A 17,791-nucleotide genomic window follows, 5' to 3' on the forward strand; every position below is an offset into this window, starting at 1 on the left:
ATTATAATAAACAAAAAGAATCCTAAATTTAGGATTCTTTTTGTTTATTATGCTTTAAATATTTCAGTAAACTTAGTCCATATATCTTCATTATTTCTTTTTAAATTTACTATTTTGAATTCATTACTATCTACAAATGTTTGAAGTGTATTACCTGTAGCTAAAATAGTATTATCATTTTTTCTTCTAACGACATACTCTATTCTAACCTTTACTGGCGTTAACTCACTAATAGAAGATTCAACAACTAAGTCATCATCATACTTAGCAGCTTCTATGTATTTACAATGAGTTTCTATAAGAGGCATCATAATCCCCTTATCTTCTAAATCTTTATAAGAAATCCCTGATTCTCTTATTAAATCCTCTCTTGCTACTTCAAAATATATATAATAATTAGCATGATGGACTACTGCCATTGCATCTGTCTCTGCGTATCTAACTTTAATATCAGTAAAACTCATTCATTATACCTCTTTTCTTAAATGTACTAGATTATGCTTTATTTTAACATAAAATTGACCACTTAAACTTATAATATTATTAATATCTATATAGAGTCCTTAGATATAATTTCTCCATCTTTTAATAATACTATGTGAGTTCCATATTCAGCTGACTCTTTTGAATGAGTAACGTTAACTATAGACATTCCTCTTTCTCTATTTATTCTTTGAAATAATTTCATTATTTCTGTTCCAGTCTTTGAATCTAAATTTCCTATCGGTTCATCTGCTAGAATTATTTCTGGCTTGTTTATTAGTGCTCTCGCTATAGCAACCCTTTGTTGCTGACCTCCTGATAATTCCCTTGGAGTAACTTTTCTCTTGTGTGAAAGTTCTATTATATCTAGTATTTCTTCTAAATCCTTTTTATGGTCTTTTAATCTTCCACCATCTAATGTTATTGGTAATAATATATTATCCTCAACAGAAAGATTCTGAACTAAATTATAAAACTGAAATACAAAGCCTAGCTCTCTTCTTCTAAGCTTACTCATATCTTTATCATTAAGTTTATGGATATTTTTATCATTTAGAAGAACTTCTCCTTTAGTTGGAGCATCTAGTCCTCCAATTAAGTATAGTAAAGTACTCTTACCACAACCTGATGGTCCCATTATAGATACAAACTCGCCCTTTTTTATATCTAAAGACACATCTTTTAATATATCCACTTTTTCATTACCTACTTTAAAACTTTTCCACAAATTTTTAACCTCAATTATATTATCCATATCATCCAAACCCTCTTTTTACTCATATTTTATTTCATCAACAACTGATATTTTAGATGCCTTCAATACGGGTGCAAGTGATGCAACTAACATAAGAACTATTCCAAATATAGTTAGCCCTATTAGCCTTTTTTCTGGAATACTTATCTTTAAATATGCATCTAAAGCTAATGATACCTCAGGTATAAATCTACACACTAAAATCCCAGTAAATACTCCTAAAATACTTCCGAATATTCCAATTGTTGCACCTTCTATAAATATCATTCTGCTCCTTTGTCCCTTACTCATTCCAATTGAAGTTAGTACTGCAAGTTCTTTTCTCCTTTGCATGAAGCTTACCATTAAATTATTTACTATCCCTAAAGCTCCAATAATTAATGCCATTATGGAAAAGCTTTCTAATGAACTCATGAGTCCTGCATTATTTGCAAGTTCACTCTCTTTCATCTCTTCTTTTGTTTTTATAGCTACTCCATATTCATCCAAATCATTATTTAAGTCATTTTTAAGTTCATTTTCTGATATATCTTTCCCCTTAACTAAAATGCTACTTGGAATATTTCTATTAAAATCTTCCTTAAAATTCTTTTCACTTATTAAACAGTTTCTCTTATTTGCACTTATTGGTGATGATAAGAAACCTGCTATTTCATATTCGTGTAATTTATCATCAATATTTAATTCTATCTTATCACCAGTTTTTAACTTATATTTTTTCTTATATATATCAGCTAATATAATTTTCTTTCCACTATCTAGTTTATCTAATATCTTCTTATTATTTTCTGATGAGTCATTAAGTATTTCCTCACCTCCAAAATACTCTGAGTATTTTGAAGTATTAATTCCTTGAAGTACTCCTATATTCATATCCTTATCTTTTATCTTTACATTATGTTCTACATAACTATTTGAATAATCATCTATATCTTTACCTTTTAGATCCTTTAAATTTGCAAGAACCTCATCATAATTAAGCTTTGTAATATTTGAAATAGATACCTCATAATTTTCTCCATCATATGAGTTTGTAATTAAGTTTTTTACACTATATGAAGCTACATATATAGCAGTAACAGCCGCAAGTGCAGAACATATTAAAACACCATTATTTATTAAGCTTTTTGATGTGGCCATATTTTCTAAGGCTAGAACCCCAATATTTCCAAATATTAATCTATAAATCCCCCTTAATACTTTTGATAAAATTTTAAATATAAGTGGAATCATCATAACAGAACCAATTAATACAAAAAATGCGCAAGCCATACTAAGTATAAAATTACCTGTATCTTCAAACTTGCTTATATATATGAATGGAGCTATTATTAAAACAATTCCTATTATCCAAAATGATGGGTGTATCTTTCCTCCACTTGAATATTCTCCAAGTATAATTTCTTTTACTGAAAATCTTGATACTCCAAGTATAGGTATTATAGAACTTATTAAACAAAGTATAATAGCAATTATATATGCTATTATTAGATTTTTAATGTCAAAATTTACTGTTGTACTTACTCCATAATCTTTAAACTGATTGGAGCCATCACTTAGAAGATATAGCATTGGAAATCCAAGTCCTGTTCCAACTATACAACCAACTATTCCATAAAATAAACTTTCTAAAAGTATGAGTCCGTCTGTCTCCTTTTTAGTAGCACCAATACTTCTAAAAGTCCCTATTACTGCCATTCTTTCAATTATTATAACTTTAAAAGATGAATATATGATAAATGCTGCCATTAACACCACAATTGCAAGCATTATATAAAATGGTACAGTAAATTGACTAACCATACTATCTAAATCCTCTTTATTTAAAGTTTCTTTTATTGAATAATCTTTTAAGTCTGTTTTCTTTAAAGTCTCAACACTTTTATCTGACTTAACTAATGCTGATGTTATTTCTTCTTTTTTCCCTAAAAGCTTTGATAATCCATTATTGCTCATTATTATCGTCATTTCTCCAGGCTTCTCTGTAAAAAAGCCTGATGGAACTGCAACATCAGAAACTTTAAGAGTTATATTCTTTCCTTCACTTTTTATCTTAAAAGAGTCTCCTACTTTTAAATCTAAATCTTTAGAGACCTGCTCTGAGATTATTACTTCATTTCCATTCAATTCCTTAATCTTATCTTCTTTTCCATCTTTAAATACTATCGGATTTATTTTTTGAAGATTTTCTATATTTTCTCCAGCTATTATCTCTGCTCTTAATGATTTATCTCCCTCTTTAAATAATCCACTTCCATTGAATATATATGCTTTCTCTTCGCCCTCTAAATTTTTATTTAAAATATCTTTATCTAAAAATGGATTATTTGAACTCTCCTTTTGAGCTATTATAATATTTGCATCTCCAAATTCAGCCTTATTTTTCTCTGTAACCATATTTTTAAAGTTATCAGATGTACCAAAAGATGCAAAGGTCATCGCAGTTGTAATTCCTACCGCTAAAATTATAAGTAAGCTCCTAAGCTTCTTTTCCCACATATTTTTAAATAAATACGTGAATAATATTCTCATTAGTTCTCACCCCTCATGTACTAAATTTTAATTTTTTACCATTGTCTTTATTATAACATCATATAAATGAAGAATAATTAATACATTTGTTTTTTTATATATAAATTTCTATTATGTTAATAGTTGTTTAATTTTAAGTGCTTATTAACTACTCCATAAATTAAAATATTATAATTTATCTATAGAATTTTATGGGAGTGATTTAATTATGAAAAGAGATAATAATTTAATTGATGTATATATAGAGTATGATAAAGATGCTACAGTTCCTAAGTATGAAACTTCACTAGCTGCAGGTGCTGATCTTTTCGCTGCTACTGATATGGTTATACTACCATTTGAAAGAGTTGCTATTCCTCTAAATATTAAATTTGCTATTCCAGATGATATGGAAATTCAAATAAGAGCTAGAAGTGGACTTTCACTTAGAACAGATCTTAAAATTTCTAACTCTATAGGTACAATTGACGCAGATTCTATAGATAATATTTCAGTTATACTTGAAAATGAATATAATATATCAAGTTTGCCTTATCAAATAGCAAATGATCCATCAATACTTACTGATCTAAAAGAAAACTATACACAAATTAAACTTAAGGATTACTTAATTTCTAAAGGAGAAAGTGTATTTGCCTTTGAGGAATATGATAAATCTTTTAGGAAACTACTAAAGAACTATATTTATATAGATAAAAATGGTAATCCTTATGGAAGTATCTATATAAAAAAAGGAAATAGAATTGCACAAATGGTTTTAGCTCATTATTATAAAGCTAATTTTATTAAAACGGATGATGTAAGTAAGATAAAAAAAGGTGTAAATAGAGGTGGTGGCTTTGGTCACACTGGTTTCTAATCATAAATCATTTTATTGGTAAGCACTTGTTACTTTTAGAAACTATATAATAAAATTAAGAGTCTAATATCTATATTCAACGCTTTCTATTTTTCACTAAAATTTTTATTGGAATCTTGTGTCAATTAAAAATCATTACATTACATGACATAATTTAAATATAAAAAAATCTAATAAAAAAAGAGCATCTGGCTTAATTAAGATATACTTAAGTAGGCAAGATGTTCTTTTTTTATTTATATAAATTTTTTGATTAAGCTAATTTATTTGTTTAACTTTTCATTCTCTTTAACTTTGTTTGCCATTTTTTCTTGTTCTTTTCTTACTTCAGCTAGTTTTTCTTCACCAGTTTTTCTAACTACCTCATCATATCTCTTTTGTCCCATAATTCTCATCCCCTTTATAATAACCTGTCCAAATCTTGTCTTAATATTAACATCTATTTCCTAAAGGGTAAACCAACATATTCTTTATATTCATTCAAATTTATACAAATTAATTCATTTTAATTAAATGAAAAGAAATAATATATACCTTACTCCTATTTTCTATAATATTCTTTTATTTATTAGTAATTTTTATATCTTTAACACATCGTTTAATTTAGTTACAATTTAAATAATTATTGCTTTATTTATAATTTATTACATTAAAATATCCTAGCCAAGAGCTGTTATAAACTTCTCAAAACTAGGATATTCTTATATTTATTGTATTAAGGATTGTCAATTAATACTTCTAATCCATAATGATCAGAAATTATCTTCTTATTTATATCATTAAATATAACCTTACTTTCTAAAATATTCATTGATTTATTAGTAAATATTATATCTACTCTTACTTCATCTGTATTATCATCCCATCCATCTATCTTTCCTTTAACAGTTACTCCTGAATCTCTAAATTTAGCTAAATCATACGTATCTACTAATCCCTTGCTTTTAATAAAGTCATACCCTTCATCTCTTATTAAAGCATTGTTATTAAAATCACCCATTAAAATTGAACTATCCTTGCCTTCTTTAATCCTATTATATAATTCATTTACTTGATTCTTAAAATCTTCATCTTCATCATTCCACCAACCTAGATGACATGAATAAAAATCTATATTTTTATTGTTAAGTCTTATTACCGCCTTAACTATTTTTCTTGACTTCCAAAAATCTATACACTTATTTTTAGTTATATAAAAACTTTCACTTTTAAGAATCTCATGTCTTGTTAAAATTGCTAACCCCTCTTCGTACTTTCCATATCCAATATGTGAAAAATCCCATACTAAATTATAATTATCTCCTCCAAGTTTATTTATCTCCTCTATTAGAATCATAGCATAGTTATCTTCTCGTATATTATCGTATACTATATTTGAATCTATGCTTTGATTCACTTCTTGAAGTGCTATAACATCATATTTTTTATTCTTTATTACTTTAGCTAAATATTTTATTTTTTCATTTTGGTTCTCTTCTTGCCATGAGTGGCAATTTAATGTAAGTAATTTCATATTTTATTTAAACTCCTAAAATATCTTGTACATTAGATTTTAATATATCTGCTTTAGGTCCATATATAGCTTGTACCCCTTTATCTTTTAAAATAAGTCCTATTGCACCATTTGATTTCCATGACTTTTCATCACCAACTAAACTTATATCTTTTACTGTAACACGAAGACGAGTCATGCAAGCATCCACATCTACTATATTATCTTTTCCACCAAGTAATGCAATTGCTTCCCTTGCAATATCATCATTTACTGCACCTGAATTACTATTACTACTATCTTTTTCACCTTCTGAATCTTCACTGTCAATATAATTTCCTGCACGTCCTGGAGTAGCTATATTAAATTTCTTTATTAATACACTCATTATTCCAAAGTTTGCAAAGAAGAATACTACGGCTACTATTATGAAATTTATTAAATCCCCAACTATCCCTGCATTGATCATAAGTGGAACACGAGTTATTAGTTCTATAAACCCAAAAGCATGAACTCTTAAATTTAGTATATCAGCTAATGCAAATCCTATACCTGTTAGAACTGCATAAACTCCATAAAGAATTGGTGATACAAACATAAACATAAACTCTAAAGGCTCTGTTACCCCTGTTAAAAATACTGCTATTGCAGCAGAGAAAAATACTGTCTTATATTTTTTCTTCTTATCCGGATCAACATTTCTATACATTGCAAATGCTACCCCTATTAGTGAAGCACTTGATAATATTACTTGTCCAGCCTTAAAACGTGCTGGTGTAATACTCGTTAAAAGATTATTATAAGCTGTCATATCCCCAGCTTGTTTAAAATTATTTAAATCAGTTATCCATGCAAGCCATAATGGATCTTGTCCTGCAACTATAGATCCAGCAGTAGGTCCAGTTAACATATGATATACACCGCCAAGTTCTGTATAATTTATAGGAACCGTTAACATATGATGTAATCCAAATGGTAATAGTAAACGTTCTAACATCCCATATAAAAATGGTGCAATTACTGGTGCTGTATCTTTTGATGTTGCAAGCCATTGTCCAAATGAATTTAATCCATATTGTATAAATGGCCATACAAAAGCTAATATTAATGCAGTAACTATTGAACCTGCTATAACTGCAAAAGGAACAAAACGTTTACCGTTAAAGAACGCTAAAGAGTTAGGTAATTTGTTGTAATTATAATACTTATTATATAAAACTGCCCCTAAGAAACCTGAAATAATACCAATAAATACTCCCATATTTAGAGCTGGTGCTCCAAGTACTGATATAAAATAATCTTTAGCTAATAATTGCTGTCCTGTAAATGACTGTACCATATCAGTTGATGTCTTAGCTAACATCTCTGTTGTAACTCCAAAGATTACTCCTGTTATTCTATTAGTTAATATGAAAGCTAGCGCCCCTGCAAATGCTCCCCCTGCACGTTCCTTAGCCCATGAACCACCAATAGCCACTGCAAATAATAAATTCATGTTATTGATTATTGCCCAACCTATATCCTCCATGACTTTTGCGCAAGTTTTTATGAAATCTACATCTACATATATTCCTATAACTTTACCTATTGAAATCATAAGTCCAGCTGCAGGCATAACCGCAACCACTACTAGCAATGCCTTACCAAACTTTTGCCAAAAATCAAATGAACCTAATTTAAATTTCTTCATCCCCTTATACCTCCTAAAATTACTTAAATATATTTATATACCCTACATTCATAAGGTCTTAATGTAAACTCTGTTAATTTATTATGTTTTTCAACATTATAATTGTTTAAAACTAAATTTTTATATTTCAGACCATATTTTTCATAATTATATTTGCTTTCATATTTAGATAAATTGCCTATAATAATATACTTCTCATTTCCAAGACTTCTTGTATATGCAAAAATTTTCTCATCATCTTCTAATATCAAATCATAAGTACCATATATTAAGGTATCACTAGATTTTCTAAGTTTTATAAGTCTTTTATAGAAAGATAAAATAGAATCCTCATCCTTTTCCTCATCACTTACATTTATATATTTGTAATTTTCATTAACCTTAATCCATGGCGTTCCATCAGTAAATCCCGCATTTTTACTTGAATCCCATTGCATTGGCGTACGTGAATTATCTCTTGAAGTTGCAAAGACCTCATTCATTGCTTCACATTCTGAAATACCATTCTCAATCTTCTCATTATAAGTATTTATACATTTTACATCCTTGTAATCATCTATACTATCAAATTGTACATTAGTCATTCCTATTTCCTGTCCTTGATAAATAAATGGTGTTCCTTGTTGAAGGAAATATGTTGCTGCAAAAGATGTTGCACATTCTCTTAAATACTCTTTATCATTTCCCCAAGTTGAAACAACCCTTGGGATGTCATGATTCTCTATAAATAATGCATTCCATCCCTTACCTTCTAATCCTTTTTGCCATCTCGTTAATACATCTTTATATGCTTTAACATTAAATTCTCTATCACCCTCATAGTCCCAAAGATGTAAATGTTCAAACTGGAATACCATATTAAATTTTCCTTTATCTTCTGATACCCAATCTTCTGCTTCTTTTGCACTTACACCATTTGCTTCACCAACAGTCATTATATTGTATTTTGAAAAAGTCTCTTCTTTTAATTCTTGTAAATATTCATGTATTCCATCTACATTCATGTGCTTATCAAAAGATGTTACGTACTTTAACCCCTTCGGGTTGTCCATATCTTCAAAGCCTTCCTCTTTTTTTTATGTGACTTATTGCATCAACTCTAAATCCATCAATACCTTTATCAAGCCACCAATTTATCATTTTGTAGACTTCTTTTCTCATATCTTCATTTTCCCAGTTTAAATCTGGTTGTTTTTTAGTAAATAAATGAAGATAATATTGCTCACGCTCTTTGCTATACTCCCAAGCTGAACCTTTAAATATACTTTCCCAGTTATTTGGCTCTTTTCCATCCTTTGAATCCTTCCAAATATACCAATCTCTCTTTGGATTATCTCTAGATGATTTTGATTCTATAAACCATTCATGTTCATCGCTTGTATGATTAATCACTAGATCAATTATAAGCTTCATACCTCTATCATGTACCTCATTAAGTAACATATCGAAATCTTGCATATTTCCAAATTCATCAAGAATATCTTTATAATCGCTTATATCATAACCATTATCGTCATTTGGTGATTTGTACATAGGGCATATCCATATAACATCTATTCCTAAATCTTTTATATAATCTAACTTTGATATTATTCCTTGAAGATCTCCTATCCCATCTCCATTTGAATCTTTAAAACTTTTAGGATATATCTGATATCCAACTAGTTCTTTCCACCATACTCTATTCATTACATCAATTTCCTCTCACTATAAACTAATATTTTAGCTTTAGGCAAACGTTTGCCTAAATGTCAAAAATATAAGTGATTTATTAGAAATTAAAATTTTGGATTCTTTTATTTATTTACTACTAAAATCTTATAATTTATTTCTAAATCCTCACTATTGCTTACAATTTAATCTTTATAAATTTTTTCTTTAAGTTTTCTAAATTTATAATATCAAACTTTGTAAATGTTATCAAAAGTTATAAGAATAGATTTTCCCAATTAAATCTCATCTTATCTCTTCTTCTCTCACTTATCCTTATTTTCTTACGCAAACGTTTGCCTACTTTTTCTAAAGGTACATTTTATTGAAATACAAATACTATATTTTTTCTATCTCTCTATAAACTTAGTATCAACAATATAGTGATTTTTCTTATTGTCATTCTTATTATCTAATGAATTTATAAGTAACTTTGTAGCTTGATATCCAAGTTCTGTTGCATTTATATCTATTGATGATATTGGTGGAATTTGATATTTTGCCATAGGTGTATTATTAAATCCTATAAGTTTTATTCCATTAATATTATTTTCAATTAAAAATTTATTTGCTCCAAAAGCTAAAAGATCTTCTGTTGTTACAACAATATTAGGCTTACTCTTTGATATTATTTTTTGCATAGCTTCATAACCACATGCCTCATTAAAATCTTCAGTTTCAATTACTTTATCTTTATCATAGCTTATATCATTTATCTTTAACGCCTCTTTAAAGCCATTTAATCTATATCTAGATACATTCCAATCTTTCTTAGCACCTATAAATGCAATATTATTTTCTCCGTCTGATATGAATCTATTGACTACACTATACATTGCATTAAAGTTATCATTATCTACCCATAATATATCTTTATCATTATCTGGTCTTCCTACAACTACGAATGGAAATTTGATATCTTTTAGATATTTTATACATCTATCATTTTCTCTTGCTGCAAGTAAGCATATACCATCTAATAGATTACTAGATACAAACTCTTTAATACTCTTTAGTTCATCTTCCTCATTTTTACTAAAGGCATACATTATATAATAACCGTTCTCTTCTGCTCCCATACTCATCCCCTTCATAGCTTCTACAAAGAATGGATTTTTAAATAAATCTGCAGCTTCACTAGGCAATACAACACCTAGTATTCTAGTCTTATTGCTCACAAGTCCTCTTGCCATTACATTTGGCGTATACCCTAATTTTTTTATTGCCTTATTTACTTTTAATTTAGTTTCTTCACTAATCTTATGGCTATTTGCTATAACTCTTGAAACAGTAGATGGAGCTACATTTGCTTCCTTTGCTACATCTTTTATTGTAACTTTCAAAACCTCAACTCCCCTTTAAACTTTTAGTTAAAATATATCATAATTTCTTTAATTATTCTATCTTCACTTTTCTATATTAATTTATTAATAAAAAATAATAAACAGAGAACTATACTTAAATAGAACTCTGTTTATTGTATTTAAATTTAACTTACTAAAGTTAAATATTTAGGGCTGTCTTCAATTTATTAACTATAGTTTGCCCAAACTCAAACCATCCATCATCTGAATAAGCATTATCTATAGTTATATTAGTGTTATCTATATCTGATCCCATTGTAAAAGTATAACCTTTTACTTCATCACCATTTATTGATTCTAATTTATAATTCATAGGCACACTTTCCTTTACAGTATATACTACACCATACTTAACGTCTTGGAATTGTCCTATTTGTCCATTTTTAAGCGCTATACTTTGAGTACTACCATCATTACCAATCAAATTAATTGTAAATATTTGATTATCTACTGACTTTTTTTCATCATTATTTAGTGAATTATAATTATCTACTACTTTTTTTATATTTATTACTCCAGTTCTCTCTTTAATATTAAAATCTACTCTTGATCCATTTATCTCTTTTCCATCATAGATTATACTAGCATAATTAACACCTTTTCCAATTATTCCGCTTGGAACAATCCAATCTGTATAAACATTTAATATTTTCCCTGGATCTATAGATATATTACTTGAATCTATAGTTGAATTTATATTATCTCTATCAGTTCTAAAGCTCCATTTTCCATTACTATAAGTTACCCTTTTTAAATCATAACAATTTAAATTATCTTGTAACTTTAATCCACTAATACTCAAAGGTGTATCTCCATTTAAAGTATCATTTTTTATAGATACTTTAAATGTAACCTTATCTCCTGCCATTAATGTAAATGGCTTTTTTTCGTAATCAAGTTCTTTTCCGTTTCTTTCAACGTTAACTATACTCTTACTAATATTTACTTTAGGATCTAACTCTGTTTTAAATTTTATAGTGTCAGAATCACTAATACTTAATTGATTTGAAAAATATGTTCCTGTAGCTGTTACTGTATTATTGAATATATTATTTATATCACTAAGTCTAGTTGATTTATTTATATACTTTAATGTACTTTCATCTTCTAATGTTATGCTATTACCAGGTTTTAATAAATCTAAATTTCCAGAGCTACCATCGCTATTTTTTATTATTACTCCAGACTTAATATTAGTAGAATCATAATTAGAATTTATATCTAAAGTTTTATTATTATCAGCTATCTTTATATTATCAATATCAGTATCTCCAATGTTACTTACTATAAATTTAAAATATACTGTCTTATCTGATGGTACTTTAGGAATATTCCCATTATCAGTATTTAAAATTATTTCATCACCCTCTATTGATTTTATATCACTTTTATATAATATATTTTTATCTACTTCAGATGATTTTAAATAAGCTATTTTCTTTACTTGTATTTTAGGTTTCTTTACTGCATAAAGAGATAATTTTGTTACTCCACCATAATTACACCATTCACTTGTCAATAAGTCTATTGCATGTTTTGAGTTTCCATATCTATTGCTTTGTATAATTTTAGTTACATCTCCTAAAATAGTATTACCACTTTTATCTTTTATAGCATCATTTAAATCTACATGCCAACCATCAATTATACTATTGTATTTATCTAGATTTTGAGCAACACAAGTATTATGATCTCTTGTTCCCCAGTATTCTCTCTTAAACTCTAATAAATTATTGGCTCCATTTCCATCGATAAAATTAATTTTTTTATTTGGAGTTGATGAATTCCTATAAGTTGCAAAATTAATATCTGTTGTCATTTCATCAACTAAAACGGATATCAAATCATTTGCACCTATAAACATTGCATGTGATTTAGGCGCAGCTAAATAAAACTCATAATCATTGGTATTAATTCCGTTTAAATCAGCTATTCCTCTAAATAAGTTCCAATCTTGTGTTGTGTAATCTTTTGTAGTTGACTGATTCCACTTCTGCGCTGTTCCATTTACAGAATTCCAATTTAAAACCTGTGGTAAATTATAAGGCTTAGTGTCACCTTTATTGCTTCCCTCGAACCAACTCTCTAAGTTTCTGTAATCTATAGTGTAATTATTATAATTTTCCATCATAAATTTTGTTCTTAAAGTTGCTCCAGTATTAGCAGGCTCATTAGTGTAGTACCACCCACCCCAATAATGTTTTCGAACCTCTTTAGCATTTTGTGGACTATTTAATATATTTTTATTGTTAAATATATTCTCAAAATAATCTGCTGATATTCCATATCTATTATAATCATTATAATTCGTTGAATTTACTCTACTCATATCATTCTTCGTCCATCTTAGTGGAATCTCTATAATTCCACTTGTATCATTACTGACTAATTTATTTCTATTTGCATTTGCAGCTTGCGGAACAATATAGTTTATAATCATAAAGACAGAAAGCATTACAACTAAAAGTTTATTAATCTTTTTCATATCTACTCCCTCCCCTTACTTACTTTACGTATCCATCAATTATCTCATCTAATTTATCCATCGTCTTATCTGATATTGTGTTATTTATATTCCACTCTTTTCTTAATGCCTCTTTATTTACTTGTATAGCTTCTGAGCTAACATTTACGGAGAAATTCCTATTTTTAAAACTTTCTATATCTTCTTGTGATATATTATTTTTTAATGATATAGACTTTAACAAATCACTAGTACTCTCTCCAGGATTTAATATTTTATTGTAATAATAATAACCATCGTTATCTTTTATCCAATCTTCTTTCCATGTGTTTGAAAAGTTTAATTGCACCTGATTTGATGCTGATGTTGTAAGTTTAGTTACTTTTCCGTTCTCATCTTTTTCTTCGTCCCATTGAGGATTTATTATAACTCTAACTATTACAGGATTTTTTCCTGTATTTTTTATAGATACAACCTTTTTAATCTCCTCATTACGTGATACATCTTTAGCTGAATCTTTATCGAAGTTTTCATTAATTTCTGTGCTTATACTTCCTATTGTAAATTTATTCTTTTTACTTTCTTTACTTGAAAAGTATGCTAATGAAGCAACTGTAGTTGTAAATAAAAGAATTATCCCTAATGTTAATCCTACTTTTTTCATTTTCTACACTCCATTTAATAGTATTTTACTAATAATTTTTATATTTTTTCTTTTTTATAATTAAAAATATTCCTATTCCAATAAGCACACAAGCAAGTCCATATCCGCATATTCCTACATATCCAGTCCTTGGAAGTATATTCTTTACATTGTTTATAGTATTAGAAATATCATTTCCTAGACCACCTTCGTGGCTTTCCTCCTTGGTACTCATCACTTTATCTGGACTATCTGTCCCAATAGCTGTAAAAATCCAATCTATATCTACCTTTTTGTTCTTATACTTATTATCCGTTGCTTTCCCATCTAGAATAACTTTTGCATTTAAAAGTTTTTTCTCTCCTGGTTTGACAGTACCTAAACTTATATTATTTCTTAATCCATTTTCTCCACTTACAGTGCCATGGTATATGTTCTTACTATCATAATTTATTGAAAGATCTAATACTTGACATAAATCTACTTTTTGTTGTGCTCCTACTCTTTCGGCTTTCATAAACACTTCAAAAGGTTCTTTTAAATTATTTTCTACAGTAAGAGTCCCACTTACTGAATCACCAGGTAACATTCCCTTCTTTTCTAGAAATATATCACTGTTGTCTTTTGTATAGATAAAATGAATTCCAGTTTTATCTATTCTAATATTAGAGGGTGGCAACTCTGCTGCCACCCCATTGGTAGTTATTCCTAAAAGAAGTGAAATAAATAGTATGAAAATCTTTAAAGATTTTTTCATAATATCACTCCTTGATTATTCTATTATTTTGCTAACTTTGCTTTTGGTGCTTCTGCTGTATTGGTATCAGTATTAGCTTGTGTTTTACCTTGAATTTGAAGTGATTTTAATTTTTCTGAAACAGCTGATGGTACATCCCCCCATGCTGATGCAAATGCATCATTTGAAGCTTGAACTGATTCTGCTGTTACATCAACTGTAAATCCATTTCCTAAAGCAGATTTTTCTGTGTCACTTGCTAGAGTTACTGAGTCCAATAATCTTGGAGTACTTGATCCTGATTGTCCTTGTGGTGCTAAAACTCCTATATAATAGAAATATCCATCTCCACCATTAAACCATTGGTTTTCTGTAACACTTTTTGTTAAATTTACTTTATTTAATAATATATCATCTAAATCTGTTGAGTTTAATGCTGTATTTACTTCACCAGTAGAGGTTACCCAATTTGGTGATAACTTAACTCTTACGAATTGTCCATAATTTGCTGTACTATCTACTTGTACATCCTTATTTACAGTATCTCCTGGAATCATATTCTTAGCTTGATTTGGATCGAAGTTCTCGTTTATATCTATTCCAGCATCTCCACCCTTATCTTCTGTTCCATTAGCAATTGTGCTAAATGAGTTCTTTACTGTTTCCTTTGATGTAAAATATGCTAATGATCCTATCGCTAATGATGCCACTACTACAACTGCTGCAATTACACTCAATATTTTCTTCTTTTTCATTTGTTACTTCCCCCTATATTGGATTTTTTTTAAATATTTAAGAATTTTTGTAAGTAAGAGCCTTAAAAAAGGACTAATACAGTATATTTGTGAATTAGCCGGTTGCACTACTAGCTCCATATATTCCAAGTGCCCAAATATAGAACATACTTCAAAGCATCTATATTAAATTAATTTTAAACATAAAAAAAACTAATCTATATTTTATCCTTAATAATATAAATTAGTCGGTTGCACTACTAGCTCCATATACTCCAAGTGCCCACATACAGAATATATTTCAAAGCTCCTATATTTTTGATTTTAATAATCTTTCGTTAATTTCATTATAGATATTATCATTTGATATAAAAGAGAGTCAATATGTTTTACACAACCTTTACTAAGTATACATATCATTAATATTTGTTTTAATTTATATATATTTATCAAAATAAAAAAGAAATATAGTAAATATATCTATACTTCTTTTAATATTTTTATATAATTATTTTTTTCTTCCAACTAAAAATGATAGTCCAAATAAAGCTAATATCACAACTAATATTAGAACTAAGTTCTTTTGAACAAACTGAGAAACTTTTCCGAGATAAGGTATGTGGAACATAACCTTTCCTATAACTTGATTTTTCTGAACACTTATTGGATCCACTACATTATTAGAATCACCTTTTGTTATAAATTCTTCTCCATTATTTATAACCTGATTAACTCTATGAGTAGTAATTGTATTGCTATTTCTTCCTGTAAAAGTTATTACATCCCCTACATTTATTTCTTGATCCGTTCCATCTTTTACAACTACTAAGCTACCTGGATTTATAGTAGGTTCCATACTCCCTGTTAATATGTAATATGAGCTATATCCTAATATACTTGGATGTTTTCCTTCTTTTGATCCTATTATATTTATTCCAGCTAAAAATATAACAGCTATTATAAATAAATAAAATATACAATTTCCTATGACTGCTAAAGAACTCTTTCTCTTCTTCATATCTTTACCCCTTTTATCTTATAATTTTATCTTAATATTCATTTATTAGTCCTTCTTTAGTCTATATACATTACTATTTATTGTCAATTCTCTTTACAAATTGTTAAACAACCATACCTTTATTACAAGTAGAAGTTAATTATATTATTAAATTTATTTTTCTTTGACCCTTATTCATATTTAATTATGAAAAAGCAGTTTAGTACGACCATCATACTAAACTGCTTCATATATTTATATTATCTATTTACCCAGTCCCCACTGCTAACTTTAAGGAGCTTATCTATTCTGTTCCTATCAGCTTCCTTATTATATCTGTAGAAATATGCTTTTTCTTTAGCACCATTCTCTAAAGAAACATCCACTATTTCTCTTATATATTCTGAATTTTTATCCTCTTCATTATAATTCTCTAGCTCATCTAATTCTCTCAATGTCTTCTTAAAATCTTTAAGTTCCATTAATTCTCCAACAACCTTACTGTCCCCACAGATAGCTGCTGGATATCCCTTATTTTCTATATGAAACAATTCCCCACAAACTGTTCCACTTTCTGACCCTTTAACCTTACCCTTAAGTAACTTCTCATAGTTGAACATCCCACTTCTAAGGCTTCCATACACAAACACTTTTTCTGTTAGCATATTTCTCCACCTATCGCTTTTATATCTTCATTGTATATAGTACATGCTTCTATTGATAATTCTATCCCCTTTATTATCTCCTCTAATGACATAAATGGTGTATTCTTTTTGTCTATTACTTGAGATGTTACATAAGGGATGTGAATAAAGCCACCCTTAATATTTGGATACTTCTTATCAATCATATATAAAATCCCATACATTACATGATTACATACAAAAGTTCCTGCTGTATTTGAAAGTGTACTTGGTATTCCATTCTCATTTAAGTGCTTAACCATTCCCTTTACTGGTAAGCTTGAGAAATATGCTGCCTTTCCATCTTCTCTTATTGGTTCATCAACTGGTTGATTACCTTCATTGTCTTTAATTCTAAAATCATTAATATTAATTGCCACTCTCTCTGGAGTTATATCAAATCTTCCTCCAGCCTGACCTATTGATATAACAATATCTGGCTTATGCTCTTCTATTGCTTTTTCTATTGCACTTAGTGATTTTTCATAAACAGTTGGTATTATAAGCTTTATTACTTCTGCACCATTTACATTTTCACTAACTCTCATAACTGCTTCTTGCGCTGGATTTATTTTTTCTCCTCCAAAGGGATCAAATCCTGTTAATAATACTTTCATCAATAACTCCTCCTTTGTTTTTCTAAAATTGTA

Annotated in this window: 15 protein-coding genes, 1 pseudogene and 2 riboswitches; of the genes and pseudogenes, 1 reads left to right on the forward strand and 15 read right to left on the reverse strand. The window is 28.3% G+C overall.

Annotation, left to right across the window (positions count from 1 at the left end; genetic code table 11):
* Positions 1-47 precede the first annotated feature (47 nt).
* The 3 genes from JOC62_RS03960 to JOC62_RS03970 form a co-directional block, all read right to left on the reverse strand.
* Positions 48-464 carry an acyl-CoA thioesterase gene (locus tag JOC62_RS03960; protein WP_204593928.1) on the reverse strand — a complete coding sequence of 139 codons (417 nt, stop codon included), beginning with the start codon at positions 462-464 and terminating at the stop codon, positions 48-50.
* A gap of 86 nt (positions 465-550) precedes the next feature.
* Positions 551-1,237 carry an ABC transporter ATP-binding protein gene (locus JOC62_RS03965; RefSeq protein ID WP_204593930.1) on the reverse strand — a complete coding sequence of 229 codons (687 nt, stop codon included), beginning with the start codon at positions 1,235-1,237 and terminating at the stop codon, positions 551-553.
* An 18-nt stretch (positions 1,238-1,255) separates the two neighbouring features.
* Complete coding sequence (locus tag JOC62_RS03970; protein ID WP_204593932.1) at positions 1,256-3,769, reverse strand: ABC transporter permease; 2,514 nt, start codon at positions 3,767-3,769, stop codon at positions 1,256-1,258.
* A 208-nt stretch (positions 3,770-3,977) separates the two neighbouring features.
* Between JOC62_RS03970 and JOC62_RS03975 the strand changes: the two genes are divergently transcribed.
* Complete coding sequence (locus JOC62_RS03975) at positions 3,978-4,628, forward strand: dUTP diphosphatase (protein ID WP_204593933.1); 651 nt, start codon at positions 3,978-3,980, stop codon at positions 4,626-4,628.
* Positions 4,629-4,891: 263 nt separating this feature from the next.
* On the opposite strand, the gene JOC62_RS19275 is transcribed toward JOC62_RS03975, so the two are convergent.
* The 12 genes and pseudogenes from JOC62_RS19275 to pcp all read right to left on the reverse strand — a co-directional run bounded on the left by JOC62_RS19275 (position 4,892) and on the right by pcp (position 17,758).
* On the reverse strand, positions 4,892-5,014 hold the full coding sequence (locus tag JOC62_RS19275) for a hypothetical protein (RefSeq protein ID WP_279381498.1): 123 nt from the start codon (positions 5,012-5,014) through the stop codon (positions 4,892-4,894).
* Positions 5,015-5,343: 329 nt separating this feature from the next.
* Positions 5,344-6,141: an endonuclease/exonuclease/phosphatase family protein gene (locus JOC62_RS03980; protein ID WP_204593935.1), complete on the reverse strand. Its 798-nt coding sequence runs from the start codon at positions 6,139-6,141 to the stop codon at positions 5,344-5,346.
* A gap of 7 nt (positions 6,142-6,148) precedes the next feature.
* Positions 6,149-7,810 (reverse strand): PTS transporter subunit IIBC, encoded by a 1,662-nt coding sequence (locus JOC62_RS03985; protein WP_204593937.1) that lies wholly within the window; start codon positions 7,808-7,810, stop codon positions 6,149-6,151.
* Between the two features lie 23 nt (positions 7,811-7,833).
* A pseudogene (locus JOC62_RS19280) lies at positions 7,834-9,499 on the reverse strand (glycoside hydrolase family 13 protein).
* A gap of 371 nt (positions 9,500-9,870) precedes the next feature.
* Complete coding sequence (locus JOC62_RS03995; RefSeq protein ID WP_204593939.1) at positions 9,871-10,863, reverse strand: LacI family DNA-binding transcriptional regulator; 993 nt, start codon at positions 10,861-10,863, stop codon at positions 9,871-9,873.
* 160 nt (positions 10,864-11,023) lie between these two features.
* Positions 11,024-13,369: a hypothetical protein gene (locus JOC62_RS04000; RefSeq protein WP_204593941.1), complete on the reverse strand. Its 2,346-nt coding sequence runs from the start codon at positions 13,367-13,369 to the stop codon at positions 11,024-11,026.
* Between the two features lie 19 nt (positions 13,370-13,388).
* On the reverse strand, positions 13,389-14,012 hold the full coding sequence (locus JOC62_RS04005) for a BsaA family SipW-dependent biofilm matrix protein (RefSeq protein WP_204593943.1): 624 nt from the start codon (positions 14,010-14,012) through the stop codon (positions 13,389-13,391).
* 28 nt (positions 14,013-14,040) lie between these two features.
* Entirely contained in the window at positions 14,041-14,748 is a 708-nt protein-coding gene (locus JOC62_RS04010; protein WP_204593945.1) for a hypothetical protein, read from the reverse strand.
* A gap of 23 nt (positions 14,749-14,771) precedes the next feature.
* A complete protein-coding gene (locus tag JOC62_RS04015; protein WP_204593946.1) occupies positions 14,772-15,482 on the reverse strand; it encodes a BsaA family SipW-dependent biofilm matrix protein in 711 nt (236 codons plus the stop codon).
* 87 nt (positions 15,483-15,569) lie between these two features.
* Positions 15,570-15,653, reverse strand: a riboswitch (cyclic di-GMP riboswitch).
* 45 nt (positions 15,654-15,698) lie between these two features.
* A riboswitch (cyclic di-GMP riboswitch) is annotated at positions 15,699-15,781 on the reverse strand.
* Positions 15,782-15,969: 188 nt separating this feature from the next.
* Positions 15,970-16,479, reverse strand: a complete 510-nt coding sequence (locus JOC62_RS04020) for a signal peptidase I (RefSeq protein WP_204593947.1) — start codon at positions 16,477-16,479, stop codon at positions 15,970-15,972.
* Between the two features lie 239 nt (positions 16,480-16,718).
* A complete protein-coding gene (locus tag JOC62_RS04025; RefSeq protein WP_204593948.1) occupies positions 16,719-17,123 on the reverse strand; it encodes a gamma-glutamylcyclotransferase family protein in 405 nt (134 codons plus the stop codon).
* Complete coding sequence (pcp, locus tag JOC62_RS04030) at positions 17,117-17,758, reverse strand: pyroglutamyl-peptidase I (RefSeq protein ID WP_204593949.1); 642 nt, start codon at positions 17,756-17,758, stop codon at positions 17,117-17,119. The genes JOC62_RS04025 and pcp overlap by 7 nt, the downstream gene beginning before the upstream one ends.
* Between the last annotated feature and the right edge of the window lie 33 nt (positions 17,759-17,791).

It is taken from the genome of Clostridium sardiniense (assembly GCF_016907995.1).
Lineage (GTDB): Bacteria > Bacillota > Clostridia > Clostridiales > Clostridiaceae > Clostridium > Clostridium sardiniense.